The organism is Actinokineospora spheciospongiae (genome assembly GCF_000564855.1).
In the GTDB taxonomy this organism is placed as follows: domain Bacteria; phylum Actinomycetota; class Actinomycetes; order Mycobacteriales; family Pseudonocardiaceae; genus Actinokineospora; species Actinokineospora spheciospongiae.
The window spans coordinates 1-26,813 of the sequence record NZ_AYXG01000102.1 but is presented as its reverse complement, the minus strand read 5'-3'; the positions used below and the strand labels follow the sequence as shown (position 1 = coordinate 26,813).

The window sequence follows — 26,813 nt, the reverse complement described above, 5'->3', positions numbered from 1 at the left end:
CATAGGGGCCCCACCCAAGCGAATCCACCCAGCCGGGCACCACCACCAAACCCCCGACAACCGACAGCCCACGGCTCAACACCGCCCCTGCACCGCCGCACCCCGCAGCAAGCGAGCACCGAGCCCCACAGCGCCCACCTCGCGCGCGACAAGGCCCACCCGTCCCAAGGGGGAGCCCCCAAGTCCATTTTACCAGCTCAGGGGCTGTCAGACCTCGAAGTGGATCTTCCTGTGGACAACTCCGGGGAGGTGTCCACAGGGTGTCACTCGGGCTTGCGGGCTTCCAGTTCGGCTGCTTCCTCCAGGGTGGGGGCGGTGCCGCCGAGGTGGGCGGGCAGCCACCAGGCGCCCGGTTCCTGATCCGGGTAGTCCTTCTGCAGCCGGTCGACCAGCGCCGTCATCTTGACCCGGAGGTCGGCGGTGACCGCGTCCAGGTCGGCGTCCGGGGGGACCTCGATGGGGGCGCCGGTGAGGATGGAGATGGGCACGTGGCGCTGGCCCATGTCGCGGGGGCGGCCCTTGGTCCAGAGGCGCTGGGTGCCCCACAGCGCCATCGGGATCAGCGGGACGCCCGCCTCGGCGGCCAGGCGGGCGGAGCCGGACTTGAGCTCCTTGACGGTGAACGAGCGGCTGATCGTGGCTTCGGGGAACACCCCGACGACCTCGCCCGCCTTGAGCTTGGCCAGGGCCTCCTGGTACGAGGCCTGGCCCGCGGAGCGGTCGACCGAGATGTGGTGCATCCCACGCATCAGCGGTCCGGCGACGGCGTTGCGGAAGATGGCCTCCTTGGCCATGAAGCGGACCAGGCGCTTGGCCGGTTGGGCTCCGAAGCCGCAGAAGATGAAGTCCAGGTAGCTGACGTGGTTGCAGGCGATCACCGCGCCGCCCGTGGCCGGGATGTGCTCCGTGCCCTGGACGTCGATGCGGTAGTCCATCACCCGGAAGAGGGTTTTCGCGGCCAGGACGACCGGGGGGTAGACGAACTCGGCCACTATCCGCTCACGGACCTGGAGGCCTGTTCGCGCATGGCGATGGGGGCGCCCGCGAGGTCTTCTTCGTTGCACAGCAGCTTCACGTCGTAGTACGGCTTGCCTTCGCCGTCGTCGTAGTCCAGGTGGATGGCGATGACGTCCACCGGTTCGCCGAGCCACTGCTGCGTGCGCCGCAACCAGTCCGCCGCGCGCTCCATGGCGCTGGGGAGGTCGTCGTCCCGGAACTCGACGGGGCGGTAGGGCACGCCCTGGACCTGGTCTCCCGCGTGGGCCGGACGGGGCAGGTCGACGGAGACTCCCGCGTCGTCGAGGTCGAGTTCGATGGACTTGGCATTCTCACTGGCGAGCTCGCTCACTGTGAAAGCGTCTCCCAGTGGCGGGAACGCCGCAACCCCCGACCTTCGTGGGACCTCACACGTGCGGTCCCCCGGTGGAGTGTGGTTGACTGTCAGCGGTCGTAACTTTTCTTGAGTACGTGTTAGATCACGCTCGCAAGAGATCGTTGCGGGCGCGCGGTTTTCCTCCAGGTCAAGCCGGAGAAGTCGCCGTCTGAAACCGACCAAGGACTTGGGCACCCGCCCAAGTCCCAGCGGTACCTGTTGAGGAGATAGACGTGGCACAGGGCACAGTCAAGTGGTTCAACTCCGAGAAGGGCTTCGGCTTCATCCAGCCCGACGGCGGCGGCGCGGATGTCTTCGTGCACTACTCGGAGATCCAGGGCAACGGCTTCAAGAGCCTGGACGAGAACCAGCGCGTGGAGTTCGAGATCGGCCAGGGCCAGAAGGGCCCGCAGGCCACCGGCGTCCGCGGCCTCTGATCTGACAGGTCTCACGACCTCGTAGATCATTCGTGAAAGGGCCCGTTCCCCTCGGGGAGCGGGCCCTTTCCGCGTGCCCAGCACGCCCGTACGGCCCCGGAACGCACTGAGCCGCCCGGAGGGACTCCGGACGGCTCAGGGACGCGCAGCGGGGCTCACAGCACGGAGCGGGGGAACTCCGGCTGGGGGTTGAAGCGGACGCCCTCGACGACCTTCTTGAACAGCCGCACGCGCAGCGGCCACGCCACGCGGCCGCCGCGCAGGCCCTGGAACAGCCGCAGCACGAACTTGCCGAACGCCACCGGGTTCTCCCGGTGCAGCCGGTAGGACGCCTCGTTGCGGGCGCCGTACTCGAACTTCCAGATGTTGGCCGCGGTGACGTCGCCGAAGTTCACGCCCCGGTTGACGCCCATGTCGTGCACGGCGACGCTGGTGAGGACCTGCACGCCGGGGGCGTCCTTGGTGATGCGCAGCGTGTACTCCTGGTCGTCGAACCAGATGAAGTACTCGCGCAGCGGCAGGCCGTGCTTGGTGAGGACCCAGCGCGGGAACAGCACCGAGACGAACGAGCAGTGGGTGACCATGACCGTCTGCTGGCCCTTGGAGATGAGCCTGCCCCAGTCCCAGGTGGTGCCCGGGTTGTTCATCTCGCAGATGCTGCCGTCGATGAACTTGACCAGCGAGCAGGCGTACGGGACCTGGGTGCCCAGGGTGGACTCGGCCTTGGCGTGGCCGTTGACCAGCTCCTCCAGCGCGTGCTCGTCCGGGTAGCAGTCGTCGTCCATGATCCAGACGAAGTCGGCGCCCAGTTCGTAGCCGCGGGCCATGCCGGTGGCGAAGCCGCCCGCGCCGCCGGTGTTCTCGTCCAGGGAGACCACCACCACGCGGTCGTCGCGCGCGGCGTAGTCGGCCACGACCTCGGCGGTGCCGTCGGTGGAGGCGTTGTCCACCACGACCACCCACTGCGGCCGCGCGGACTGGCCGAGCACGTGGTCGAGGACCTTCGGCAGCTTCGCCTTGCGGTTGTAGGTGACGATCACGGCGGCGACGGCGGTGTTCACGAATTCCATCCTCGGTACAGGTCGCGGACCCAGGACCGGGCGTCGGGCAGGGCGGCGAACGCGGCGGACTTCCTCCGCTGCTCGACCAGCCAGCGCTCCCGCTGCTCGGGCGAGTCCATCATGGTGCCGATCCGGGCGGCGGCCGTGCGAATGAACGGGTAGGGGTGGCGCGGGCAGAGCAGGCCGTCGGCGATGAGCGAGGCCTGCGAGCCGACGTCGGTGGAGACCACCGGGATGCCCGCCGCGGACGCCTCGAACGAGGTCAGCGTCAACCCCTCGTTGTCGGAGGAGATGACCAGCACGTCGGCCTCGGCCAGGGTGTCGGAGACGTCGCGGTCCGGACCGCGCAGCTCCAGCGCCTCGGACAGGCCCAGGCGCCCGCGCAGGCCGTGGACCTCGCCGGACAGCTCGCCGTCGCCGTGCATGACGAAGCGGACGGGCCCGGGGGCGGAGTCCTTCAGCTCGGCGGCGAGCTTGAGGAACAGGTACGGGCGCTTCTGCTGGGTGAACCGGCCGACGAAGGCCACGGTGAACGGCTTGTCCGCGGCCACGGCCTTGGCGGGCTGGTCGGCCGCGGCGGTCAGGTTCGCCAGCGTGGCCAGGGCCACCTTCTCGGCCGGGATGCCCTGCTTGCCGATGAGGTAGTCGCGTAGCTGCGGGGAGATGACGTGGTGGCGGTCGACGACGTTGGACACCCGGACCGAGATGTCGACGAAGCCGCCGGTGCGCCACTCCAGGATGTGCAGCGAGTCCACCACCGGGATGTCCGGGCGGATGGCCTTGAGCCAGGGCAGCCGCTCGTAGAGCCAGGTGCAGTGGTGCACGTGCACGCCGCGCACGTCGTAGTTGGCCATGATGCCGTTGAGCAGCATGGACTCGTGGTCCGGCGTCAGCGGGAGGGTCAGCGGGACCACCACGGCGCCGTCGAACTCCGGCCGGGTGATCCACGGGTGGCCCGAGGGGCGGTCGGTGATGATGACCGGGGTCAGGCCCGCGTCCTTGGCGAGCTGCACCGTCTCCACCGCCCAGCGCTCGGCGCCGCCGAGTTCGAGCCAGTGGATGCCGAACAGCACCGCCGGGGTCCGGCCCTGGTCGGTGGCGGAGGCGCCGCGGGCGATCCGCACCCCGGCCTTGCGCGGCACGTCGCGCGCGCGGTACCGCTTCTCGACCAGGTCGGTGCGGTACTGGCGCAGCGCGTCGAACTGGACCGGGACGGTGAACCGCACGGCCCGGCGCAGCGCGCCCGCGAGGCCGGGGAGCTGGTGGTAGGCCGAGGCGGTCTGCTCCGAGCCGCCCACGTCGACGACCAGGTCGACCAGGCCGTCGGCGTCGACGGCGGCGACCGTGGTGTGCACGAGGCTGCGGAAGACGACCGAGCCGACGACCTCGCGGTCGTCCTCCCACTCGATCGCCCCGGTCTCGCGGTCGGTCAGCGACGGCAGGCTGCCCTGCGGTCCGCGCAGCACCGTGAACCGGATGGTCTGGCCCGGCCTGGTCAGCGCGTGGAAGTTCGCCGCGCCGACCACGAGGGCCCGCTCGCGCTCGTCGAGCAGGCTCTCACCGCCAGTGAGCCCGACGCCGCTCTCGTCGAGGACGTCGAACGTCTGGCTATGCGTGTGGATCTCAGGCTTTTCGGTCACGTCTCTCGAGGGGTCGGTCGGGCGCTCAACTCGGGAGCCTGGGCACGGTGATGCTACCCGCGAGCCTTCACCCACCCGGGGGTGGCGTGACTGTCGATCACCCGGGGGTGGTCCCGTCGGGCAGCACCACCCGGTAGATCCGCGCGCCCGGGTTCGAGAAGACCAGTTCCAGCGACCGGACCGAGGCCAGGTCGTCCATCCCGGGGGCGCGCTCGCTGGTCGGGGTGGCGAAGCCCTCGCCGATGTAGACGTGGGTGATGCGCTGGCGCCGGACGATGTCCTGGATGCCCTCGTCGGTGTCGAGTTCGTCGAAGTGGTCGAACAGCGCGACCCGGTCCGGCCCGATGACCTTGAAGTCGGCCGCCGGGTCGAGCGCGTGGCCGAACACCGGTCGGACGCCGTTGAGGGCCCACATCCACGGCGAGCCGTCGAGCGGGTCGTTCATCACCAGCTCGCCCGGTGGGACCTCGGTCCGCAGTTCGTCCATGGCCGCGCGCTCCAGCTCGCTGACCGTGGGCCCGTTGCCGTAGGCGGCGTTGATGACCTTGCGGTTGAGGTCGCGGTAGAACCCCTGGGTGAGCACGACCAGCAGCAGCACGACGACGGCCAGCGCGCCGACCCGGACACCGCGCGCGTCGGCGAGCCCGGCGCGGAACCCGGACAGCCCGCGCAGGGCGGCGTCGCGGATGACGACCAGCCCGGAGCCGATCAGGACGACCTGGGCGAGCGCGACGAGCCCGGCGAAGCGCCACACGTCGTTCCACCACGGGTCGGTCAGCAGCCGGACGAGGAAGCCCTTGTAGCTGGCCGCGACCACGAACAGCAGGGTGAAGAACGCGCCGCCGAACAGCATCCAGCGCAGCCCGACCAGCTTCTTGACCGAGAACAGGCCGACCAGCATCGGCAGCACCAGCCACCACTGCGGGTACGGCACGTCGAAGTTCAGGAAGAACACGCCGCCGAAGGCCGGTCCGGGGGCGGCGACGGTCGGCCAGGACACCGTGGCGTTGCCCGCCGACCGGGCGGCGGCGACCAACTGCGGCAGCACGTAGACCGCGGCGACGGCACCGGTGATGGCCAGCGCGCCGAGTTCGCGCAGCGGCACCTTGCGCGCCGCGACCCAGCGGAACAGCAGGAAGCCGACGCCGTAGACGGCGGCGGCGATGGCGGCGCTCGGGTGCAGGGCGGCCAACCCGATCGTGCCGAGCGCGGTCAGCACCAGCGCGCTCAGCGCGCGGCTGCGGACGGCGACGGTGAACAGCGCCAGGAACGACGGGATGACCGTGATGCCCGCGGCGAACGGCCACAGCGGACCGAAGAACTGGAGCCCGGCGGGGAAGGAGGACACCGCGCAGGAGACCAGCGCCGTCGTCGTGGCCAGGGCGGGCCGCCCGCTGGTCACCCGCACCAGGGCGGCCATCCCGAGCGACAGGGTGGCCGCGAAGGCGCCGCCGCCGATGTTCAGCGTGTCCGGGATGGGCTGGCCGGTGATCTGGACCACGGTCGCCTGGAGCACGTGGTAGGCGTTCGGGTAGTAGAAGTCCGGGTTGTCCGGTGCGTTGATGACCCGCAGCGCGCCCGGTGCCGACTGCCCGGAGTCGGCGATGAAGCGGGTGGCGTTGACGTGGAACATCGCGTCCCAGAACTGGTGGATTCCGGTGAACGCGCCGGTGGCCCGGTAGGTGACCAGCAGGCCGACGCCCGCGGCCACGGCCACCGCCGCGGCCACGGCCACGTGGTGCTGCCAGCGCCACACCGAGGGCATCACGATCGGCTCCTGGAACCGGCCGTACCAGCGGTGGGCCGCCCAGCGCACGGCCAGGAGCAGGGCCGCCGCGATCACCGTGCCCAGCAGCAGCGCCCACACCGACCAGCGCGGCAGCAGTCCGGGGAAGTAGGGCGAGAAGACGCCGATGACGCCGTAGGTGGCCACCGGGGCGGCACCGAACAGCACCCACCCGCGCAAGCCCGCCGCCAGGCCCACGAGCAGACCCGGGAGGAGCAGCAGTGCCCCCAGGACGCCGATCGAGAGCAGGTGCGTTCCGGTCATCGTTGTCATCCTCCAGAGCCCCGCTCCGCACGTGGTCCGGGGTCGCTCCTGGTTGGTGGCGGGCGGGCCTCAGGCTAGTTCGCGCGTGGGCCGCCGGTGCCCGTGGGGCACGGGTTCGGCTCGCGCGGGGGCCGCGCCCGGCCGCACCATAGTGGATCACCGGAACGAGCCAGGCCCGGGACTCGGTGGTCCCGGGCCTGGCCCGTGCGCTCAGCCCGGTCGCCCGGGCGGGGTGATCAACTGCTCGCGGAGACGATCGGGCCGAAGGCGCCCGCGAAGTCCCAGAGCATGTGGGAGTAGCCGTAGCGGTTGGACACGGCGATGGTGGTGTCGCTGTCGAACGCCGTGATGGTCAGGTTCGCCGCCGTCTCACCCGGTGCGAGGTTCAGGTTCGACGCGAACGGGATGCCCCGGTTCAGCGGGTACGCGGTCAGGTAGGTCCCCGCGGACGGCTCGGTGCCGGTCAGGTTGAACATCATCGCGGTGAAGCCGCCGAAGACGTCGCCGAGCGGGAAGTACACGTACTCGTCGGGGCCGACGAGCCCCAGGTCGGGATCGGTCCGGGTGTCGACCAGCCGGAACGGGTCGCTCGGGTAGAACTCCGCACCGGACTGGGTGTCGTAGTACCCGGCCAGGTCGGCGACCAGGTGCACGGAACCGTTGTGGTTGTACAGGTTGACGTTGCCGTCCTTGCCGATCGGCACCGTCACCAGGTTCGGCGCCACCTGCCCGGGGACCAGGTTGAGGCTGGACACCTCCGGCTTCGCGGCGCCGCCCGGGTAGGCGGTGACGTAGGTGCCGATCGTCGGGGTGACACCGGTCAGGTTGAGCACCACGGCGTCGGCGGTGGCGGGGACGAAGTCGCGCACGCGCAGCGCGCGGGTGCCGCGCTGGCCGATCGGACCGCCGTTGTTGCGGGTGTCGAGGATGCGCAGCGGGGTCTTCGCGTTGTACAGCGACCCGGAGCCGTACTGGTAGTACCCGGCCAGGTCAGCGACGATGTGGGTGTCGCCGAGGAAGTTGAAGAGGTTGACCGCGCCCGTCGAACCCAGCAGCACCGTCACGGCGTTGGACCGGGCGGAGTTCGGGACCAGGTTCACGTTCGACGAGTCCGGCCTGTCGTAACCCGCCGGGTAGGCCGTGATGTAGGTGCCGGAGTTGCCCGTCACGCCGGTCACGTTCAGCACCACGGAGATCGCGTTGGCGGGGACCGCGTTGCTCAGGTTGAGCGTGACCGTGCCGCCGGGACCGACCGGCACGTGGCCGGGGACGCCGATGGCCTCCCGGGTGTCGAGCACCCGGACCGGGTTGATCGGGGTGAAGGTCGCGCCGTCACCGGCGGCGGCCCGCGCGGCCACGTCGGCCATCTCGGGTGCCTCGGCGGGGTCCGCGTCGGCGGAGCGCCCCTGCGCCGTCGGCGGAGTCGGGTCGGCGGAGCTGCGCGGTCCCGCGGCTGCCGTGCCGGGCGCGACGAGGGCCGCCAGTGCCACCGAGGCGGTGGCCGCCGTCAGGGCGCGGCGGACCGCTGCTGTTGTGATTCGCAAGAAGTACCCCAGTTGTTCACTTGATGAAGCCCCAGTGCGGCAGGCTCATTCCTGCCGCGGTCTTCGTATCGAGTGGAGGGGGTCCGGCGCTACTTCTTTCGAACCGGTTTTTTTTCGCCGGGTCGCGGGTCAGTGCGGTGTGGTCGCCACGAGCACGAACTCGTTGTACGGGAACACCTTGCCCGCCGCGCGCGGCAGCGGGAAGGAGATGCGGCGGTCGACGTCGAGGCCGAGCTGCGTCGCGACGTCGGCGAGGCCGTCGAAGTCGGTGAACGCCACGTGCGTGCTGTCGGTGGTGTAGCCCTTCTCCTGCGGGCAGATCAGCACGACCTTCGCGCCGGGGGCGAGGTAGGGCAGGTAGCCGCGCAGCACCTCCACCGCCTGCTCCCTGGGCATGTGCTCGACCAGGTGTGCGGCCAGCATCCCGCCGTAGCGGCCCTTGGTCGCGTACTCGGTGTCGAAGAACTCGGCGGTGGTGAACGCGGTCAGGCCGCGGTCGCGGCACACCTGCACCGAGTGCTCGTTGTGGTCGACGCCGACGCCGTGCGGCGCGAGGTGCCCGAGGTTGCGGCCGATGCCGCAGCCGACGTCGAGCACTTCCCGTTCGCCGAACAGGCGCCGCACGTTCCAGCGGTAGGGGGCCTGGACGTCCAGGACCTGCTTCCAGCGGGGACCTTCGAGCCGCGCCAGGCGGTCGGTGTACTCCTGGCCGTCAGTCGATTCCGGGGATGCCACCCGCAAAACGGTAGCCGATGCTGAGAAGGGGGTCACACCGCCCCTCGGATCGTTCAGGGGCGGCGGCCGGACCCGAAGACGTGCCTGGTGAGCGGGCCGACACCGGCCCGCTGGCGCAGGGCCTGCGGCAGCATCGTCAGGGCGAAGATCCGCGACGACACGTGCCTGCGGGCCACCCCGGCCGCCCTCGGCCAGCCGTGCTCGGCCATCCGGTCGGCGGTGTCGGTGAAGAACCGGCCCGCCTCGGTGAACCGGGAGCCGTCGGCGGCCGACCACGACGACTCGCTGCTCGCGTGCCTGCGGTAGCAGAAGGCGGTGGTCTCGTCCACGACCAGGCTCTCGCCGCGGCGCACCAGCTCCACCAGCAGCGCCAGGTCCTGGATGACCTTGAGGTGCTCGGGGAAGCCGACCGCCTGGATGGCCTCGGTCTTCCAGCACAGCGACGGGAAGTACAGCCAGTCCCCGCGCAGCAGGCTGACCGCGAGGTCCTCGCCGCTGAGCAGGAGGCGCCCGCGCACCTTGGGCGCGTAGACCCGGCGCTTGGCCTCGTCGACCAGGGTGCGGATCTCCGCCCCGGAGCCGTCGATGACCCGCACGCCGGGCTGGATGATGCCCGCGCCCGGGTGTTCGGCGTGCACGGCGCGGACCAGGCCGACGTAGTTGGGCAGCAGCAGGTCGTCGCAGCCGAGGATGACCACGCGCTCGTGCTCGGCCAGGGCCAGGCACTTGTTGAAGTTGCCGGTGACACCCAGGTTGACCTCGTTGCGCTGGTAGCGCACCCGGTCGTCGCCGAGGCCCGCGAACCACTCCGGCACGCCCTCTGCGGTGCCGTCGTCGACGACGGTCAGCCGCCAGTTCGGGTCGTCCTGGGCCAGCACGCTGCGCACGGCGGCCTGCATGAGGGCCACGTCGCCGTAGTACGGCATCACGATGTCGATCATCGGGCTGCCGATCACCGGGCTCGCCGAGCCGGTCACGGTTCGATCCGGTCCTGGCGCTGCTGCTCGACGTCGAGCCGCAGGATGGCCAGGTCCTCGGCGAGCTTGCGCGTCTCGTCCTCCAGCCGCGACAGCTCCCAGGACAGGTGCAGGCCGACGCCGGTCAGGAAGATCAGCCCGACGAAGAACAGCAGGTTGGTCGGGATCGCGACCCCGATCAGCGCGGCGATCGACGACAGCGTGCCGGGGAAGATGGTGAAGACCAGCAGCAGCAGGCCGACCACCAGCCACAGCACGGCGTACTTCTCGCTGAGCTGGCGCCTGCGCAGCATCTCCACGATGCCCGCGAGCACCAGCACGCTGCCGATCAGGCCGATCACGTAGGTGCTGCTCATCAGGCGACCCCGCCTTCGCTGGCCACCGGCGTCGGCAGCGGAACGGTGTTGACCGAGACGTCCCAGCGCCGGATCAGCGCCAGCAGCAGCGCGAAGAAGGCGCGGAACAGGTAGATCGCCGACTTGAACGGGCGGTGGCTGGGGTTGCCGCCGCGGCGCGGGCGCATGCGCACGGGGAGCTGGGTGACGGTGCAGCCGGAGCGCAGCGCGATCACCATCGATTCGATCGTGTCGCCGAGGTACTCCACCGGGTAGTGCTCGGCGAACAGCGGCAGCGCCCGGCCGCCGGTGACCTTGAAGCCGGAGGTGGCGTCGGTCAGCTTGGTCTTGGCCAGCCAGGACAGCACCTTCGCCAGCACGACCATCGCCCACCGGCGCGGGCCGCGCACGCGGTACTCGTCGTCCTGGGCGAACCGGGCACCGATGACGATGTCGGCCTCGGCCAGCCCGGTCAGGAGCTGCGGCACCTCGGCCGGGTTGTGCTGGCCGTCCGCGTCGACCTGGATGGCGGCGGTGAAGCCGTGGCGCACGGCGTAGCGGAAGCCCGCCCGCATGGCACCGCCGACACCGAGGTTGTAGGGCAGCTCCAGGACCAGCGCGCCCGCGGCCCTGGCCTGCTCGACGGTGCGGTCGGTGGAGCCGTCGCTGACGACGAGCACGGGGATGCTCGGCACGGCCGAGCGGATCTCGCGCACGGTCTCGCCGACGGACTGCTCCTCGTTCCACGCGGGGACGACGATGAGTGCGCGGACGGAAGCCGGCACGACTGTCTCGGACACGCGTTGCAGGGTAATGGGACGCCCACCCAGCGCGGCGCGGACCCTCGGTCCGGTCCGGGAGCCCCTCGGGTATGGCGGCTCAGCCGCCGACGGGCACCGCGGGCGGGGTGGCGAGGGTGCCGCCCCGGATCGCGCGGAACAGCCCGACGGCCATGACCACCACCACCGCGACCGAGGCCGCGAGCTGGGCGGCGATGGCCGCGCGCAACGGGTCCCCGGGCAGGAACAGCAGCCCGACCAGCACGACCGCGCCCAGCACCCAGGCGGCGGTGACGTACCGGTGCCTGCCGAAGGCGACCAGGCCGGGTTGCAGGACCTGGGCGACCATCAGCGCGATCGTGCCGACGCCGAGCAGGCCGACGACCGCGCCCGCCAGGTCCACCTCGGCGCCGAAGAACACCCGCGCCGCCAGTGGCCCCACGGTGAAGGAGAGGACCGCGGCGGGCACGCCGATGCCCGCGACCGCCAGCAGGACCAGCCGCAGCCGGGCCCACACGGTGGCGGTGTCACCGGTGGTGGCGGCCCGGGTGATGCCGGGCAGCAGCATCGCCTGCACCGGCGCGAACAGGAACAGCGGCACCCGGACCAGCACGAACGCCGAGGCGAACGCCTGGGCGGTGGTCGGGTCGGACACCAGGCGGGAGGTGACGACGATGGGTGCCAGGTTCGCCACGAGCTGCATCAGCAGCGTGCCGACGACCAGCAGCAGCAGCCCCCGCCCCATGCTGCCGAACGTGCTCGCCTCCGGTTCACCGCCCTCACCGGGGAGGTGGACGTCGACGACGGTCCTGGCCCGCAGCCCGGGCAGGCCGGCCAGCGCGCCGAACCCCGAACCGGCGGCGAACGCGAGCGCGTAGAGCACCCCGTCGGGGCCGCTGACGGCGATCACCGCGCACGGCAGCAACCGGGCGACCCCCTCGACGCCGAGGGTGGCCGCGTAGCCGTGGAACCGCTGCCTGCCGCCGAGCAGGCCGCGCACCAGGTAGACCCCGGCGGAGGTGACCACGCTGAGCACCACCGCCGCGAAGAGCCCCCACTGCCCGCCGAGCGCCCGCGCCGTGAGCACCGGGGAGATCGCCCCCAGCAGCGCGAGGACGGCCACGAGCATGATCAGGCCGTGCAGCAGCGCGTGCCGGACCACCGGCCGCAGCTCGCCGCCGACCGCCAGCCGGGCGCTGGTGGCCCGGCTGGTCTCCTGCTCCAGCGCCACGAACAGCCCGGGGCCGATGATGTTGACCAGCAGGTACAGGCTGGCCAGGGCCGCCGCGTCGGCGGCGGGCAGGGTGTGCCCGGTCAGGCCGATGAACCCGTACCCGGCGACGCCGACGACGCCCAGGCCCGCCGCCATCAGCACGGCCGGGCCGAAGAGGTTCTTGAGTCGCGCCACCGGGCAACCGTAGAGAACGCGGGCAGCACCTAAACTGCCCGGGTGCGAGATGTGCTGGTGGTCGGTGGCGGAATCCTCGGGTTGGCGACGGCCAGGGAGCTGACCGCGCGTGGCCGTTCGGTGACCGTGCTGGAGAAGGAACCGCGCTGGGCCGCCCACCAGACCGGGCACAACTCCAACGTCGTGCACGCCGGGCTGTACTACGCGCCCGGTTCGGTGAAGGCCCGCATGTCGGTGGCGGGCAACAGGTCGATGGCCGAGTACGCCCGCGAGCACGGCGTGCCGTTCCAGCGGTGCGGCAAGCTCGTCGTGGCCACCGAGGAGTCCCAACTGCCCGCGCTGCGGGTGCTCGCGGAGCGGGCCGAGGCCAACGGCGTTCCGGTTCGGGTGATCTCGGCGGCGGAGGCCCGCGAGCACGAACCGGAGGTCGCCTGCGTGGCGGCGCTGCGGGTGGACAGCACCGGCATCATCGACTTCCCGGCCGTCTGCGCCGCCATGGTCGGCGAGCTGGAACGGGCGGGGGCGGACCTGCGCCTGTCCACCCCGGTCCTGGGCATCCGCGCGGGCTCGGCGGGCGGGGTCGAGGTGGCCACGGGGACGGAGGTGCTGCGCGCGTCCACGCTGGTGAACTGCGCGGGCCTGCACAGCGACCGGATCGCCCGGATGGCGGGACTGCGGCCGCGTGCGCGGATCGTCCCGTTCCGCGGGGAGTACTACGAACTGAAGCCGTCCCGCGCGTCGCTGGTGCGGGGGCTCATCTACCCGGTGCCGGACGCGACGCTGCCGTTCCTGGGCGTGCACCTGACGCGGATGCTCGACGGCAGCGTGCACGCCGGACCCAACGCGGTGCTGGCATTGAAGCGCGAGGGCTACCGGTGGCGGGACGTGTCGGCCGCGGACGTCGCGGAGACGGTCCGCTTCCCCGGCACCTGGGCCCTGGCCCGCAAGTACGCGTACCCGACCGGGGTGGACGAGGTGCTGCGCTCGCTGTCGCGCCGCCGCTTCGCCGCTTCCCTGGCGAAACTGGTGCCCGCGGTCGGGGAGGACGACATCGTGCCGTCGGGGGCGGGGGTGCGGGCGCAGGCGCTGCTGCCGGACGGGACCCTGCTCCAGGACTTCCTCATCGAGGAGGCCCCGAACCAGGTCCACGTCCTCAACGCCCCCTCCCCCGCGGCGACCTGCGCCCTGGAGATCGGCAGGCACATCGCCGACCAGCTCAGGGGTTGAGCCGCCGATCGCACTCGTCCACGGTGATCCACAACCGGGGGTGCAGCGCTTCCGCTTTCTCCTGCAAACCAGATCTGCTCAACGGCTCAAGCACTTCCGAGAGGATGACGTCCAGCCACAACCGGTCCTTGCTCTCCCTGAGCACGAGTTCCCAGATCGCCAGGCAACGAAAAGCGACTCCACCGGGAAGGGCACCCGACCTGAGGTCGGGCACCACCAGATCGAAGAAGACGCGGCCTGCGAGGCTCATTTCGCTGATCGGCGCCAGGAACCCACCGTGGTCGGCCGCGTAGGTCACTTCCTCGTGGACCAAGTCCACCAAGAGGGGCCGGGCTTCCTCGACCAGCATCCAGAACAGGTCCGCGACCGGCCCCAGGGTCCAGGACATGCGTCCGGACTCGATCTGCGCGCGGCGGACCCAGTCGCCCGCGTCCTCCTCCGCGGCCAGCGACAACAGGCTCGCCGCCCCGAACCTCGGCGTTTCGTTCAAGCCACCCCCTGGTGAAGCTGGTGCCCGTGGTCGGCGAGGACGACATCCTGACCGGGTCAGATCCGGTAGTGGGCGCCGACCCAGTCGGTGAGGACGTCGAGTGCTTCCGCCGTCAGGTCGTGCGCTTCTTCGTCGCCGTCGCGCTGGAATCCGCGCAGGAGTTCCATGTGGACGTCGATCAGCAGTTGGCGGTCGACACCGGCCGCCAGCTCCGCTTCCAGGTCTTCCCGGATGGAGTCCAGCGAACTCCGGTCGAGGACCAGTCGGCCGAACTTGACGGCGAGGCGGCGGGCGAGTGGGGTCACCTGGGCTGGAGGACGTCCAGGCCGAGGAACGGGCGCAGCGCGGCGGGGACGGTGACCGAGCCGTCGGCGTTCTGGTGGTTCTCCAGGATGGCCACGATCCAGCGGGTGGTGGCCAGGGTGCCGTTGAGGGTGGCGGCGGTCTGCGGCTTGCCGTTGTCGTCCCGGTAGCGCACCGACAGGCGGCGGGCCTGGAAGGTGGTGCAGTTGGAGGTCGAGGTCAGTTCGCGGTAGGCCTGCTGCGTCGGCACCCACGCCTCGCAGTCGAACTTGCGGGCGGCGCTGGTGCCCAGGTCGCCGGTGGCGGTGTCGATGACCCGGTAGGGGACCTCGATCTTCGCCAGCATCTCCTTCTCCCAGGTCAGGAGGCGCTGGTGCTCGGCGTCGGCGTCCTCGGGGCGGCAGTAGGAGAACATCTCGATCTTGTCGAACTGGTGGACCCGGATGATGCCGCGGGTGTCCTTGCCGTAGGAGCCCGCCTCGCGGCGGAAGCAGGTCGACCAGCCCGCGTAGCGCCTGGGGCCGCCGGTCAGGTCGATGATCTCGTCGGCGTGGTAGCCGGCCAGGGCCACCTCCGAGGTGCCGACCAGGAAGAGGTCGTCCTCCTTGAGGCGGTAGATCTCGTCCTCGTGCGCGCCGAGGAAGCCGGTGCCCGCCATGATCTCCGGGCGCACCAGCACCGGGGGCACCATCAGGGTGAACCCGGCCGCGGTCGCCTGCGCGGCGGCCATGTTCAGCAGGGCGAGCTGCAACTGGGCGCCCACCCCGGTGAGGAAGTAGAACCGCGAGCCGGACACCTTGGCGCCGCGCTCCATGTCGAGCGCGCCCAGCTTGAGGCCCAGGTCCAGGTGGTCGAGCGGTTCGAAGTCGAACTCGCGGGGGGTGCCGACGTGCTCCAGGACGGTGTAGTCGTCCTCGCCGCCGACGGGGGCGGCCGGGTCCACCAGGTTCGGCAGCGCCCGGTGCGCCGCGTCGAAGGCCCTGGCCGCCTCGCCCTGCTCGGCCTCGGCGGCCTTGACCTCGGCGGAGATCTCCTTGCCCTTGGCCAGCAGCGCCTCGCGCTCCTCGCCCCTGGCCCTGCCCACCTGCTTGCCGAAGAGCTTCTGCTCCGCCCGCAGGTTGTCCGCGCGGGAGATCGCGGACCGCCGCCGCTCGTCGACGGCCAGCAGCGCGTCGATCGCCGCCGGGTCCTCCCCGCGCGCCCGCTGCGAGGCGCGCGCGATCTCCGGGTCTTCGCGCAGAACCTTGAGGTCAATCACGCGGACGAGCCTAGCCCGCCGCACCGGGGAGCTTCGACCGGATAGCACGGGGGGCCGGGAGCGCGTCGCTCCCGGCCCCCCGTGCACAGCGGATCAGGTGTTGGCGCTGATCAGGGCACCGAAGTCGGAGATGGCCACCGCGACGATCATGCCCAGGGCCAGGTGCACCGCGGCGACGACGACGCTGGCGGGCGCGAACCTGGTCTCCTCGATGGTGGCGCCGACGTCGAGCTTGGTCACCCACTCCAGGGTCCGCACCGCCAGGACCTGGGCGACGATGCCGACCAGGCCGTAGACCACCGAGGTGATCAAGCCCGCGGTCAGGTCGCTGGAGGAGAACAGGATGGCGACCACGATGATGAACGCCATCGACAGCATTCCGGACGCGGTGACGATGACGGCGTTCGGCCTGCCGTCGCGGACCAGGGCGGACAGCTTGCCCGGGGTGGTCCAGTCGATGGCGTAGAACCCGAGCAGCATGAGCACCAGGCCCACGATCGCGTAGAGGACGATCGCGCCGATGCCTCTGCCCAGGCTGGAGCCGAAACCGTCGGGCAGGGCGATGTTCGACACCGCGGCGAGGTGAATGGTCACACGTCCTCCATGAGCTTCCTACTGGTCATGCCTGGGGAATCCGGTGCGGGACGAATGCCGCGCCGTCGTCGGTCACCAGGCCCGCGGTCTCCCGGATGCCCAGGCCCGCCGCGTGGTCGCCGACGATCCAGGCCCCGAGCGCGGGCCGGTACCCGTCGAAGTCCGGCAGCGGGTCGAAGGCCTGGTAGACGTACCCCTCCTGGCCGTAGACACCGCTGGTCTGGGTCTCGTAGCCGGGGGCCACGATCTGGATGTTGGCGCCCTCGCGGCCCAGCCGGGGCTTGCGCACGTACTCGGTGAGCAGGCCGGGCTGGTCGAGGAACGCCGGGAGCAGGTTCGGGTGCCCGGGGTACATCTCCCACAGCACCGCGAGGATCGCTTTGTTCGACAGCAGCATCTTCCACAGCGGCTCGACCCAGAGCGTCTTCGGCTGCGACTCCGCGACCCGCTTGCCGAACTCCTCGTCGACGATCCACTCCCACGGGTACAACTTCATCACCGTGTTCATCGGCGCCTCGCGCAGGTCGACGAACCGCAGCAGCACCGGGTCCCAGCCGATCTCCTCGATGGCCAGGCCGATGGTGTCCATGCCCGCCTCGGCGGCGGTCTCCTGCAGGTAGGCGGTGGTGATGTGGTCCTCACCGCTGGGGTCCGACTGCGACCAGGTGAAGTGCAGCTCGTTCGACGGCAGCTTGTCGGCCACCTCGGCCCAGCGCTCGACGAGCTTCTCGTGGATGGAGTTCCACTGGTCGTCGTCGGGGTACACGTCGGTCTTCCAGTACCACTGCACGATCGCCGCCTCCAGCAGGGAGGTGGGGGTGTCGGCGTTGTACTCCAGCAGCCTGGCCGGGCCGGAACCGTCATAGCGCAGGTCGAAGCGGCCGTAGACGTGCGGGTCGGCGCGCTTCCAGGACTCTGCGATCTTCGGCCAGGTCCACTCCGGGATGCCGAAGTCGCGGTAGCGCTCGGTCAGCACGATGTTGTCGACGGCCTCCAGGCACATCGAGTGCAGCAGTTCCACGTCGGCCTCGATGGACAGGACCTCGTCCATGTCGAACACGTAGTGGACCGACTCGTCCCAGTACGGGCGCTGGCCGCCGCCGCCGTAGCGGGCGGGGCTGCCGAAGACCAGGCCCTGCGACTCGATCTTCTCGCGCCAGTCCGGGCGGGGGGTGGAGCGTTCTCTGCGCACCTCAGCTACCCGAACTCTTCCCGCTGCCGCCGACCCCGAGGCCGCCGCGCTGCACCGACTTGCCGGAGGCGGTCTTCACCGACGTGTTGCCCGAGGGCGCGGTGTAGCTGCCGCCGCTGACCGGTTGGCCGACCCTGCCGGTGCCGCCGTAGTTGTACCGGTAGGAGCTGCCGCCGATGTAGATGAAGCCGCCGCTGGAGTACCCGTTGTGGGCGGAGGCGTAGGCGGGGTCGCAGTAGTCGTCGTCGACGACCACACCGTTGGACGTGCAGGTGGCGGTCACCTCGTCCGGGGTGGCCGCCGCGTAGATGACCGCGACCACGGCCACCACGCCGACGGTGACGCCCGCGCCGATGAGGACGCGCTTGCGCAGCTTGCGCTTGCGCTCGGCCTCCTCGTACTCGGCCAGCTCCGCCTCCCGCTCGCGGCGCAGCGCGTCGCGGCGGGCGCGCTGCTCGCCCAGGGTGGGCTCGCGCGGCGCCGTGGTCGAGGCGTCCTGGAAGTTGACGCTGCCCCGCTTTCGCCCGGGCACCGGCGGCGGCCCCGCCTGCTGCCCCGGCCGGGCGGAACCGTCGTTGACCTCGGGATTCGCCCGCTCCGGCGTGGAGCCCTGCGGCGTGCCCGAGTTGTCTGGCTTGTCGTTGTCAGTCATGAACCACTCCCGGCGCGAAGAGTACCGACCCGAGCCCGCTGACGTCGGATGATTGTCCCGATCGCAACCTGATTCGCCTTCTCCCGGGGTCGGTGACCGCGTCCGGGGGCCGGACACGGCATCATGGGTGTGATGCTCGCGAGCGGCGACTGGTTTCGGTCGGATGACAAAACGGCGAGGACTCGGCTGCTGATGGTCGGGGCCCTGGCCGGTTCGCTGCTGCTCCTGGTCCTGAGCATGCTGTTCTCCTGGCCGGTCGCGACCGGCGGCGGGGTGACCGCGGCGGAGCAGGAGCGCGAGGCCGCGTTCGAGGCGCCGACCGGTAGCTGCCTGGACTGGACGCCCCCGGACGGGCAGGACATCAAGATCGTCGACTGCGCCCGGCCGCACCTGTTCGAGGTGACCAGCACGGTCGACATCACCGCCGACCACCCGGAGAACGCCCCGGTGCCGGACACGGCGACCTGGCAGGAGATCGCCGAGACCAAGTGCACCCCCGGCGCCACCACCTACCTGGGCGGCAAGCTGGACCCGTTCGGGAAGTACACGGTGAACGCGCTCAAGCCCAGTGACACCCAGTGGGCGGACGGTGACCGGAAGTTGCGCTGCGGCGTGCAGACCGTCGCCCCGTCCGGTGCGCTGACCCCCAACGAGGGCACCGCCGCCCGCAGCGACCAGTCCGACGTGCACACCCCCGGCACCTGCCTGGCCCTGGTGGACCAGAAGATCGGCGACCCGATCGACTGCGCCGAGGAGCACGCGTTCGAGATCGTCGGCAACGTCGACCTGGCCGCGGCGTTCCCGGCCGACTACCCGACCGAGGACCAGCAGACCGAGAAGGCCGTCGAGCTGTGCAACCAGGTCAGCGCGGCCTACACCGGCGGGGCCGACCTGGCCGCGAAGAAGCTGACCCTCTACTCCGACACCCTCAAGCCCGAGAGCTGGGCGGCGGGCTCCCGCAAGGTCGACTGCAAGGTCGGCGCGAAGCTCCCCGGCGGCGGCGGGCTCGCCCCGATCACCAACAGCGTGCGCGGCGCGGACGTCCCGGCCCCCTCCACCACCGCCCCCACCTCGACCACCGAGCCCCCTCCCGGCGGCTGACGTGCCGATCGAGATGACGCGCCTGCGGTTCGAGGAACTGGTGGCCGACGCCCTCGACCTCATCCCGGCGGATTTCGCCAAGGCCATGGACAACGTCGTCGTCCTGGTCGAAGACCGCGACCGGGAAGACCCCACCCTCCTCGGCCTCTACCACGGCATCGCCCTGACCGAACGCCTCTCCGACTACGGCGGCCACCTCCCCGACCGCATCTTCATCTACCGAGAAGCCATCCTCGACATCTGCGACTCAGAGGACGACGTGGTCGACGAGGTGGCGGTCACCGTGGTCCACGAGATCGCCCACCACTTCGGCGTGGACGAGGAAACCCTGCACGAACTCGGCTGGGGCTGACCCGGGGCGCCCGCCCCGGGCGGGACGGGCGCCCAAGGCGGGTCACCCCTTGACGCAGACCACCTGCTTGAGCTTCGCGACCACTTCCACCAGGTCGCTCTGCTCGGCGATCACGTCGTCGATGTTCTTGTAGGCGGCCGGGATCTCGTCCACCACACCGGAATCCTTCCGGCACTCCACCCCAGCCGTCTGCTCGGCCAGGTCATCCGGCGTGAACTGCTTGCGCGCCTTGTTCCGCGACATCCGCCGCCCAGCGCCGTGCGACGCCGACTCGAACGAGTCCGGGTTCCCCAGCCCGCGGACGATGTAGGAGCCGGTGCCCATCGACCCCGGGATGATCCCGAGGTCGCCGCGGCCCGCGCGGATGGCGCCCTTGCGGGTGACCAGGACCTCCTCGCCGAAGTGGGTCTCCTCGGCGACGTAGTTGTGGTGCACCGAGATCGGGTCCTCGAACCGGACCGCCGGGAACTCGCGGCGCACCACGTCGCAGACCAGGCGCATCATCACCGCGCGGTTGCGGCGGGCGTACTCCTGCGCCCAGTACAGGTCGTGCCGGTAGGCGGCCATCTGCGGGGTGTCGGCGATGAACACGGCGAGGTCCGGGTCGGGCAGCGCCGCGTTGTGCGCGAGCCCGCGGGCGACCTCGATGTGGTGCTGCGCCAACAGGTTCCCGATCCCCCGGGACCCGGAGTGCAGCATCAGCCAGACCCGGCCGTCCTCGTCGAGGCAGACCTCGATGAAGTGGTTGCCGCCGCCGAGGGTGCCCATCTGCTTGAGCGCGCGCCCGCTTTCCTTGCGCACCAACGGGGTCAGCGCGTCGAAGCGGTGCCAGAAGTCCGCCCAGCCGCCGCCGTCGCGGTCGCCGAAGGCCTCGTCCTTGTGCATCCCGAAGCCCACCGGGACCTTCGCCTCGATGCGCGAGCGCAGCCGGGACAGGTCGGCGGGCAGGTCGGCGGCGGTGAGGGAGGTGCGGACCGCGGACATGCCGCAGCCGATGTCCACACCGACCGCGGCGGGCGAGACGGCACCGCGCATGGCGATGACGGAGCCGACCGTGGCGCCCTTGCCGTAGTGGACGTCGGGCATGACGGCGACGTGCTTGTACGCCCACGGCAGTGCGGCGATGTTCTGCAACTGCCGCATCGCCAGGTCCTCGACCGCCTCCGGTCGGGCCCACAGGCGGATGTCGACGTGCTGCCCGGGAATCGTGGTCGCTGCCATGCGGCGAGGATAGGCAGCGGTTCCGCTGGTGGGCGAACGGTTTCTCGACAGGCGCGGCGCCCGGTGGCGCACTAGCGTCGACGCCATGCGCAAGGCGACCGACATCCTGGACACCGTGCTGGACCGGACCGTCGTGCCCGGGTACACGAAGATCGGCTACCGCGTGCGCAGCCGCTTCTGGCCCGCCGACCCGGAACCGGACGCCCTGGACGGCTGCTCGGCGCTGGTCACCGGGGCCAACTCCGGTCTCGGCAAGGCGGCGGTGGCCGGTCTGGCCGAACTGGGCGCCACGGTGCACATGCTGGTGCGGGACGCGGTCAAGGGCGAGCGGGCGCGGCTGGAGGTGGCCGAGCGGGTGCCCGGTGCCCACCTGGAGCTGCACGAGTGCGACGTGTCGGACCTGGGTTCGGTGCGCGCGTTCGCCGAGCGGTTCAGCGCCGCGCACGGCAGCCTGGACGTGCTCGTCCACAACGCGGGCACGCTGCCGCCGGAGCGCCGGGAGACCGCCGAGGGCAACGAGGTCGCCCTGGCCACGCACGTGCTCGGCCCGCACCTGCTCACCGGCCTGCTGCGCCCGGCGCTGGCGGCGGCGAAGGGCCGGGTGGTGTTCGTGACCTCCGGCGGGATGTACGCGGCGGCACTGCACCCGGAGGACCCGCAGTACCGGCGGGGCGACTACTCCGGCACGAAGGCCTACGCCAGGACCAAGCGGGCGCAGGTCGTGCTGGCCGAGCTGTGGGCGGCGGAGTTGGCGGCGGACGGCGTGGTCGTGCACAGCACCCACCCCGGCTGGGCCGACACCCCGGGGGTGACCTCGTCGCTGCCCGGGTTCACCAGGGTGATGGGCCCGCTGCTGCGCACCCCCGAGCAGGGGGCGGACACGGTCGTGTGGCTCGCCGCCGCCCCGCGGGCGCACCGGGAGACCGGGGGCTTCTGGCACGACCGCCGGGTCCGGCCCACCCACTTCGCCCCCTGGCAGCACGACGACCCAGCGGCCCGGCGGGCGCTGTGGGAGCTGTGCGAGGCGGAGACCAGCCTTATGGTTTAACCGGTTGTTCCCGCATCCAATCAGTTCTCACCGCATCGGGTTACCACCGGTTGCGACCCGCCTGACCTGCGCCGACGCTCGTAGGACAACGAGCGGAGGGAGCGATCATGCACATCGGAACCCGGGTCAGACGCACGACCGGAGCGCTGCTGGGATTGCTGGCCGCGGCCGTGCTCGCGGTCCCCGCGGCGGCCACCGACGGGGACGTGGTGGACCAGGACCAGGTCCGGGCCGCGGCGGTCGCCGCCGCACCCGATCCGGGGTACCTGAAGGCGGCCGAACCGGCGGCGCGGGCGATCGCCGCGGAGTTCAAGATCCCGGCGTCGGTGACCGCGGCGCAGTCCATCCTCGAATCGGCCTGGGGCCGGAGCAGGCTCGCCGTGCAGGACCGCAACTACTTCGGCTTCAAGTGCACCAGCGCGGGCCCCGGCCCGGTGGCGAACGGCTGCCACGAGTACCCCACCACCGAGTGCACCCCGGAGTGCCACCCGACGACGGCGTCCTTCCGCACGTACGAGTCCATGACCGCCTCGTTCCGCGACTACGGCCGCCTGATCACCACCAGTGACCACTACGCCGCCGCGCTCCCCCTCGCGGGTGACGCGAACGCATTCGTCACCGAGGTCGCCAAGAAGTACGCGACCGACCCCAGCTACGCCGACAAGGTCATCAAGCTGATGCAGGACAACGACCTCTACCGGTTCGACGCCCCGCAGCCGTGAGTGATCACCCGATCGCAATGCGTTCCCGTATCGGCCACGATTAGTCCTTTGGCGTGAAAATAGAGCCCAACGTCCTGTATTTCGCGCCACGCCCCGCGCTCTACAACGGGTGAGAGATCACCTCGGCGTGGGAGGAACGCGATGTTGGGCACGATTGCGCTGGACGAGGAGCTCGCCGCCCTCGAAGCGTCGCTGACCGCGGTCACGTCGCCGACCGAGGTCGTGCTGCCGGTCCGCCGCCCCCCGGCCCCGGTCGAGCGGGACAACCTCGACGAGGTGGTCGCCGCCGCGATCCGGGGCGAGACCACCGCGGTCGACGGCCTGCTGCGCTTCCTCCGGCCGCTCGTCGTGCGCTACTGCCGCGCCAAGCTGGGCAGGATGCCCCGCTCGGTCAGCGGCGCCGACGACGTCGCCCAGGAGGTGTGCCTGGCGGTGTTCCGCGCCCTGCCCACCTACCAGCAGCTCGGCCGCCCGTTCCTGTCCTTCGTCTACGGCATCGCCGCGCACAAGGTCGCCGACGTCCACCGCGCCAACACCCGCGACAAGTCCGACCCCATCGCCGACGCCCCCGACGTCCCGTCCACCGAAGACGGCCCGGAGCAGGTCACCCTGCGCCACGAACTGGTCGAGCAGACCGGCGTCCTCCTGCGCAGCCTCACCGAGCGCCAGCGCGACATCCTCGTCATGCGCGTGGTCATGGGCATGTCCGCCCAGGAAACCGCCGACGTCATCGGCACCACCGCCGAGGCGATCCGCGTCGCCCAGCACCGCGCCCTCAACCGCCTCCGCAAGACCCTCGCCCGCGCCTGAGCTACTTCTCCAGGGCGGTGCGGCCGACACCCGGTGGGAAGCGGGTCTCGTTGCGGTCGATCTTGGCGTTGGCGGCCTCGATGAGGTCGACGCCGAGGACGTCGGCGAGGCGGACGAGGTAGAGCAGGACGTCGGCCAGTTCGTCGTCGATCCTGGGGCGGAGGGCGGGGTCCTCGGCGGCGGTGGCGGCCTCCTCCGGGGTGAGCCACTGGAACAGCTCGGTCAGCTCGCCCACCTCGCCGGTGAGGGCCATGACCAGGTTCTTGGGGGTGTGCCAGGGACCCCAGGCCCTGGCTTCGGAGAAGGCGCGCTGGCGGGCGGAGAGCTCTTCGAGAGTCACGGCACCGAGTATGTCGGTGGGCGCCGCGGGCCTTGAAACCGGTGACCACCCCCGGAGTGCCTGCCCGGGTGGGGTCGATCAGCCGAACAGGACGACGTGCGCCGACCGGTCTGCCGGGTGTGGCAGACCGGTCGGGTCGCCTAGCTGACGGTCTTGACGGTGAGCTGGTTGCCGGGCGGGGTGGCCGAGCAGCCGGTGCCGGGCAGCGGCAGGAACATCGACGCGGTGTCGTGCGGCGGGTAGACGCGCAGGCCCCGGGTCTCGGTCGGCTGGCAGGCCGCCGGGTCGAAGTTCTGCACGTTCACGAAGCCGATGGTCGTCGAGGACGACACCCCGGGCGCCATGGTGACCGGCGCGCCCTTGGTGCCGTCCCGGTAGGCGGCCGGGCCGACCTGGTGGCCGTCGTCGCCGGTGACGTAGGAGACGCCGGGGAAGCCCTGCATGGTGCAGGTGCGGCTGCCGGAGTTGGTGAAGACCAGCGTCCGGTAGACGGTGCCCGCGGCGCCCTCACCGTCGCGGATGGACAGCGCCAGGTCCGCGGCCTTGCAGTCGTTCGACCCCGCGGCGCCGTCGGCGGCCTCGGCTTCGCTGGCCGCCCGGGTGGGCTGGGCCGCGGCGGGCGGCTGGGCGGCGGTGGGCGGCGCGGTCGGCGGCGGCGCGGCGAGCGTGGCGGTGCTGGTGATGGGTTGGTCCACGGATGTGATCGACGGCGTCGGCGCGGCGGAGCCCGCGTTGTCGGCCGCGGCTCCGCACCCCGCGGTGGCGGCGGCGACCAGGATTCCGGTCGTGATCAAGAACTTTCGCCCGAACGTGTGAGCGTGCACAGCAGATCTCGCCTCCAGACGTACCCCGGACTAGCTGGATGGTCCACTCAGTGGACGCGCACGCCCCCCGAAAGGTTGTCTCTTAACCAGAGATACCCACAACCGGCTAATCAGCAACATGACAAACCGGGCACCTCCGCGCCACCGGCTCGCCGCCCGGCCGGGCCTGTGCCAGCCTCCTGCGACCACACCGCCGCCCGGGACCGACGCGCGTCCGGCGGGCGGTCCGGTGCTCGACCAGCGCCGCGGACGACGGAGTGCCCACTGTGCAGAAGAAGCTGCCCGCCCCCGGGCTGAGCGGGGTCGGCACGACCCGCGTCGCGCCGGTGATCCGGCTCACCCTCGCCGCGGCCCTGCTGCTCGCCGCGGGTTGCGCCGCGGGCGCCGAGCTCCCGGGGACCACCGCCGACCCGGCGCCCACCGACGCCCCGCCCGCACCGGTCCGGACGCCGATCGCGGGCACCGTGCTCCCCGGGTCGGTGACGGACCTGGACCGGCTCGACGGGGCGGCGGTGGGGACGTTGGCGGTGCGCGTCCCCGGCGAGGGGGAACTGACCTCCGACGTGCGCGGGCGCTGCTCACCGGACGCCACCGGCACCGAGGTGGCGGTGACCTCCACCGGCGGCGCGGCGGTGCTGGTGCGGCTCGGCGGCCGGTCATCGCTGGCGGTCAAGGACGGTGAGCTGGACTTCGGCGCCGACCTGCGACCCGGCGACTACACCGTGGCCGCGCCCCGGCTGCGCGTCACCACCGGGTTCGGCGCCGCGGGCAGGCTCGACCTGGACGTCGTGTGCGGGTGAGCGGGTTTTTCCCAGTTCCGGGATGGGAACGGAACCGCCCGATCTGGGGCTGGTTCACCGCCGCGGCGGGCCAGTAGCGTCACGGCATGGGGAGTGGGGGTGCGCGCTCACGAGCCGACCACAGGTTGCGGTGGCTGCTGGGCTCCAGCGCGCTGTCGAACCTCGGTGACGGCATCGGCAAGGTCGCCTTCCCGCTGCTGGGCGCCAGCGTCACCCGCGACCCGGTCCTGATCGCGGGCCTGTCCGCCACCTCGTTCCTGCCCTGGCTGCTGTTCGCCCTGCTCAGCGGCGCGCTGATCGACCGGGTCGACCGGCGCCGGGCGGTGCTGCTGGCCAACGCCGCCCGGGCGGTGATCGTCGGCGGCCTGACCGCGCTGGTGCTGCTGGACTCGGCGTCGATCTGGCTGCTCTACGTCGTGGCGCTGGTGCTGGGCTCGGTGGAGACCATCGCCGACAGCGCCGCGCAGGCCCTCGTCCCCGCCGTCGTGGACCGCGACGGGCTGGAATCGGCCAACGGCAAGCTCCAGTCGGTGGAGATCGTCGGCCAGACGTTCCTCGGCGGGCCGCTGGGCAGCATCACCTTCGCCCTGTTCGCCGCGCTGCCGTTCCTGCTCAACACCGCCGGTTTCGTGGTCGCCGCGCTCCTGCTGGTGGCCCTGCGCGGCCGCTACCGGCCCGCCACCACCGGCCCGGCGCCCCGCCTGCGCGAACAGCTGGGCGAGGGCCTGCGGTGGGTGCGGACCCGGCCGCTGATGGTGCGGCTGGTGTTCATCGCCCTCGGGCTGGCGCTGACCTCGGAACTGGCGCAGGCGCTGCTGGTGCTCTACGCCCTGCAGGACCTGGGGCTCGACGAGGCGGCATTCGGCCTGTTCGCCCTGGTCGGCGGCGTCGGCGGGCTGCTCGGCGCGGCAGCGGCGCCCCGGCTGAGCCGGGTACTGCCGCGCAGGCTGGTGCTGGTGGTCTCGGTCGCGGCGTGCGGGCTGGGGTTCCTCGGCATGGGGCTGGTCCGCGACCCGATCACCGCCAGCCTGCTGTTCGGGCTGTTCGCCGCGGCGGTGGTCGTGGTCAACGTCATCCTGGGCACCCTGCGGCACGCGCTGGTCCCGGAGCACCTGTTCGGCCGGGTGCTCGGGGTGTGGCGGACAGCGGTGTGGGGCGGCATCCCGATCGGGGCGCTGCTGGGCGGTCTGCTGGCCCGCGGCATCGGGACACCCGGGGTGTTCGTGGTGTCCGGCGCGTTGCAGTTGGCGCTGGCCGCGGTCGTCTGGTGGACGATGTCGCGGCACGGTGCCGAGGTAGACACGCTGGGCGCCGAACCGGCGGCGGTTCCCGCGGAGTCCTCCGAGGTGGAGTCCTAGGGCGGGGTCGTGTGGCTGTCGCCTGTCAAAGCCCGGTCTTTTGCGGGTGGTGCCCGGCTGGGTGAATGTGCTCGGCTCGGCCGTCTCCTGCAAAGCCCGGTCGTTTTGTGGGTGTGCCCGGCTGGGTGAATGTGTTTGGCCGGGGCCCCTATGGCGATCATGTGCTCCAGTGCGACCGGGTGG

At 71.5% G+C, this 26,813-nt stretch carries 29 protein-coding genes; 9 read left to right on the top strand and 20 right to left on the bottom strand.

What is annotated here, in order from left to right; all coding sequences use genetic code 11:
* Positions 1–263 precede the first annotated feature (263 nt).
* Positions 264–992, bottom strand: a complete 729-nt coding sequence (locus UO65_RS14395; protein ID WP_035282827.1) for a lysophospholipid acyltransferase family protein — start codon at positions 990–992, stop codon at positions 264–266.
* On the bottom strand, positions 992–1,348 hold the full coding sequence (locus UO65_RS14390; RefSeq protein WP_035282825.1) for a hypothetical protein: 357 nt from the start codon (positions 1,346–1,348) through the stop codon (positions 992–994). Before UO65_RS14390 ends, UO65_RS14395 begins: the two co-directional genes overlap by 1 nt.
* 257 nt (positions 1,349–1,605) lie before the next feature.
* On the opposite strand from UO65_RS14390, the gene UO65_RS14385 reads away from it, so the two are divergent.
* Complete coding sequence (locus UO65_RS14385) at positions 1,606–1,809, top strand: cold-shock protein (protein ID WP_035282823.1); 204 nt, start codon at positions 1,606–1,608, stop codon at positions 1,807–1,809.
* Between the two features lie 155 nt (positions 1,810–1,964).
* Here UO65_RS14385 and UO65_RS14380 read toward each other — a convergent pair whose 3' ends face one another.
* From UO65_RS14380 to UO65_RS14340, 9 genes are all read right to left on the bottom strand, one after another.
* Positions 1,965–2,870: a glycosyltransferase gene (locus tag UO65_RS14380; protein ID WP_233427575.1), complete on the bottom strand. Its 906-nt coding sequence runs from the start codon at positions 2,868–2,870 to the stop codon at positions 1,965–1,967.
* Positions 2,867–4,510 carry a glycosyltransferase gene (locus tag UO65_RS14375; protein ID WP_233427574.1) on the bottom strand — a complete coding sequence of 548 codons (1,644 nt, stop codon included), beginning with the start codon at positions 4,508–4,510 and terminating at the stop codon, positions 2,867–2,869. The genes UO65_RS14380 and UO65_RS14375 overlap by 4 nt, the downstream gene beginning before the upstream one ends.
* A gap of 97 nt (positions 4,511–4,607) precedes the next feature.
* The gene (locus UO65_RS14370) at positions 4,608–6,560 is read right to left on the bottom strand and encodes a DUF6541 family protein (protein WP_035282820.1); all 1,953 of its coding nucleotides are present in this window, start codon (positions 6,558–6,560) and stop codon (positions 4,608–4,610) included.
* 236 nt (positions 6,561–6,796) lie between these two features.
* A complete protein-coding gene (locus UO65_RS33335; RefSeq protein ID WP_152552100.1) occupies positions 6,797–8,104 on the bottom strand; it encodes a hypothetical protein in 1,308 nt (435 codons plus the stop codon).
* A 129-nt stretch (positions 8,105–8,233) separates the two neighbouring features.
* Entirely contained in the window at positions 8,234–8,839 is a 606-nt protein-coding gene (locus tag UO65_RS14360; protein WP_233427573.1) for a class I SAM-dependent methyltransferase, read from the bottom strand.
* Positions 8,840–8,892: 53 nt separating this feature from the next.
* The gene (locus tag UO65_RS14355) at positions 8,893–9,816 is read right to left on the bottom strand and encodes a glycosyltransferase family 2 protein (RefSeq protein WP_233427572.1); all 924 of its coding nucleotides are present in this window, start codon (positions 9,814–9,816) and stop codon (positions 8,893–8,895) included.
* Positions 9,813–10,172 carry a DUF2304 domain-containing protein gene (locus tag UO65_RS14350; protein ID WP_035282816.1) on the bottom strand — a complete coding sequence of 120 codons (360 nt, stop codon included), beginning with the start codon at positions 10,170–10,172 and terminating at the stop codon, positions 9,813–9,815. The genes UO65_RS14355 and UO65_RS14350 overlap by 4 nt, the downstream gene beginning before the upstream one ends.
* Entirely contained in the window at positions 10,172–10,951 is a 780-nt protein-coding gene (locus tag UO65_RS14345; RefSeq protein ID WP_063935940.1) for a glycosyltransferase family 2 protein, read from the bottom strand. The genes UO65_RS14350 and UO65_RS14345 overlap by 1 nt, the downstream gene beginning before the upstream one ends.
* A gap of 79 nt (positions 10,952–11,030) precedes the next feature.
* Positions 11,031–12,338 (bottom strand): hypothetical protein, encoded by a 1,308-nt coding sequence (locus UO65_RS14340; protein ID WP_035282812.1) that lies wholly within the window; start codon positions 12,336–12,338, stop codon positions 11,031–11,033.
* A 42-nt stretch (positions 12,339–12,380) separates the two neighbouring features.
* On the opposite strand from UO65_RS14340, the gene lhgO reads away from it, so the two are divergent.
* On the top strand, positions 12,381–13,565 hold the full coding sequence (gene lhgO, locus UO65_RS14335) for an L-2-hydroxyglutarate oxidase (RefSeq protein ID WP_035282810.1): 1,185 nt from the start codon (positions 12,381–12,383) through the stop codon (positions 13,563–13,565).
* On the opposite strand, the gene UO65_RS14330 is transcribed toward lhgO, so the two are convergent.
* The 6 genes from UO65_RS14330 to UO65_RS14305 form a co-directional block, all read right to left on the bottom strand.
* Complete coding sequence (locus tag UO65_RS14330) at positions 13,555–14,055, bottom strand: hypothetical protein (protein ID WP_035282808.1); 501 nt, start codon at positions 14,053–14,055, stop codon at positions 13,555–13,557. The two genes, lhgO and UO65_RS14330, sit on opposite strands and share 11 nt — an antisense overlap.
* A 56-nt stretch (positions 14,056–14,111) precedes the next feature.
* A complete protein-coding gene (locus tag UO65_RS14325) occupies positions 14,112–14,360 on the bottom strand; it encodes a hypothetical protein (protein WP_035282806.1) in 249 nt (82 codons plus the stop codon).
* Complete coding sequence (gene serS, locus UO65_RS14320; protein ID WP_035282804.1) at positions 14,357–15,616, bottom strand: serine--tRNA ligase; 1,260 nt, start codon at positions 15,614–15,616, stop codon at positions 14,357–14,359. The genes UO65_RS14325 and serS overlap by 4 nt, the downstream gene beginning before the upstream one ends.
* Positions 15,617–15,709: 93 nt before the next feature.
* Positions 15,710–16,210 (bottom strand): DUF350 domain-containing protein, encoded by a 501-nt coding sequence (locus tag UO65_RS14315; RefSeq protein ID WP_181400043.1) that lies wholly within the window; start codon positions 16,208–16,210, stop codon positions 15,710–15,712.
* Positions 16,211–16,235: 25 nt separating this feature from the next.
* Complete coding sequence (locus tag UO65_RS14310) at positions 16,236–17,402, bottom strand: glutathionylspermidine synthase family protein (protein WP_035282802.1); 1,167 nt, start codon at positions 17,400–17,402, stop codon at positions 16,236–16,238.
* Position 17,403: 1 nt separating this feature from the next.
* Positions 17,404–18,054: a hypothetical protein gene (locus tag UO65_RS14305; protein ID WP_324608968.1), complete on the bottom strand. Its 651-nt coding sequence runs from the start codon at positions 18,052–18,054 to the stop codon at positions 17,404–17,406.
* Between the two features lie 192 nt (positions 18,055–18,246).
* Between UO65_RS14305 and UO65_RS14300 the strand changes: the two genes are divergently transcribed.
* Both UO65_RS14300 and UO65_RS14295 read left to right on the top strand, forming a co-directional pair.
* Entirely contained in the window at positions 18,247–19,155 is a 909-nt protein-coding gene (locus UO65_RS14300; protein WP_233427571.1) for a septum formation family protein, read from the top strand.
* Position 19,156: 1 nt separating this feature from the next.
* Complete coding sequence (locus UO65_RS14295; protein ID WP_035282799.1) at positions 19,157–19,507, top strand: metallopeptidase family protein; 351 nt, start codon at positions 19,157–19,159, stop codon at positions 19,505–19,507.
* Positions 19,508–19,549: 42 nt separating this feature from the next.
* Here the strand turns inward: UO65_RS14295 and UO65_RS14290 are convergent, their stop codons facing one another.
* Positions 19,550–20,728, bottom strand: a complete 1,179-nt coding sequence (locus UO65_RS14290; protein WP_035282797.1) for an RtcB family protein — start codon at positions 20,726–20,728, stop codon at positions 19,550–19,552.
* Positions 20,729–20,813: 85 nt separating this feature from the next.
* On the opposite strand from UO65_RS14290, the gene UO65_RS14285 reads away from it, so the two are divergent.
* The 3 genes from UO65_RS14285 (at position 20,814) to shbA (ending at position 23,308) form a co-directional block, all read left to right on the top strand.
* Positions 20,814–21,776 (top strand): SDR family NAD(P)-dependent oxidoreductase, encoded by a 963-nt coding sequence (locus UO65_RS14285; protein WP_035282795.1) that lies wholly within the window; start codon positions 20,814–20,816, stop codon positions 21,774–21,776.
* 107 nt (positions 21,777–21,883) lie between these two features.
* The gene (locus tag UO65_RS14280) at positions 21,884–22,498 is read left to right on the top strand and encodes a glucosaminidase domain-containing protein (RefSeq protein ID WP_052021172.1); all 615 of its coding nucleotides are present in this window, start codon (positions 21,884–21,886) and stop codon (positions 22,496–22,498) included.
* A gap of 141 nt (positions 22,499–22,639) precedes the next feature.
* On the top strand, positions 22,640–23,308 hold the full coding sequence (gene shbA / locus UO65_RS14275; RefSeq protein WP_084175569.1) for an RNA polymerase sigma factor ShbA: 669 nt from the start codon (positions 22,640–22,642) through the stop codon (positions 23,306–23,308).
* A gap of 1 nt (position 23,309) precedes the next feature.
* Here the strand turns inward: shbA and UO65_RS14270 are convergent, their stop codons facing one another.
* Together UO65_RS14270 and UO65_RS14265 are read right to left on the bottom strand one after the other, a co-directional pair.
* Positions 23,310–23,648, bottom strand: a complete 339-nt coding sequence (locus UO65_RS14270) for a nucleotide pyrophosphohydrolase (RefSeq protein ID WP_035282794.1) — start codon at positions 23,646–23,648, stop codon at positions 23,310–23,312.
* A 140-nt stretch (positions 23,649–23,788) separates the two neighbouring features.
* Positions 23,789–24,442, bottom strand: a complete 654-nt coding sequence (locus UO65_RS14265; protein WP_035282860.1) for a DUF4232 domain-containing protein — start codon at positions 24,440–24,442, stop codon at positions 23,789–23,791.
* 287 nt (positions 24,443–24,729) lie between these two features.
* Here UO65_RS14265 and UO65_RS14260 point away from each other — a divergent pair, with 287 nt between their 5' ends.
* A complete protein-coding gene (locus UO65_RS14260) occupies positions 24,730–25,272 on the top strand; it encodes a hypothetical protein (RefSeq protein ID WP_146241274.1) in 543 nt (180 codons plus the stop codon).
* Positions 25,273–25,358: 86 nt separating this feature from the next.
* Positions 25,359–26,630: an MFS transporter gene (locus UO65_RS14255; protein ID WP_052021170.1), complete on the top strand. Its 1,272-nt coding sequence runs from the start codon at positions 25,359–25,361 to the stop codon at positions 26,628–26,630.
* The last annotated feature ends 183 nt before the right edge of the window (positions 26,631–26,813 follow it).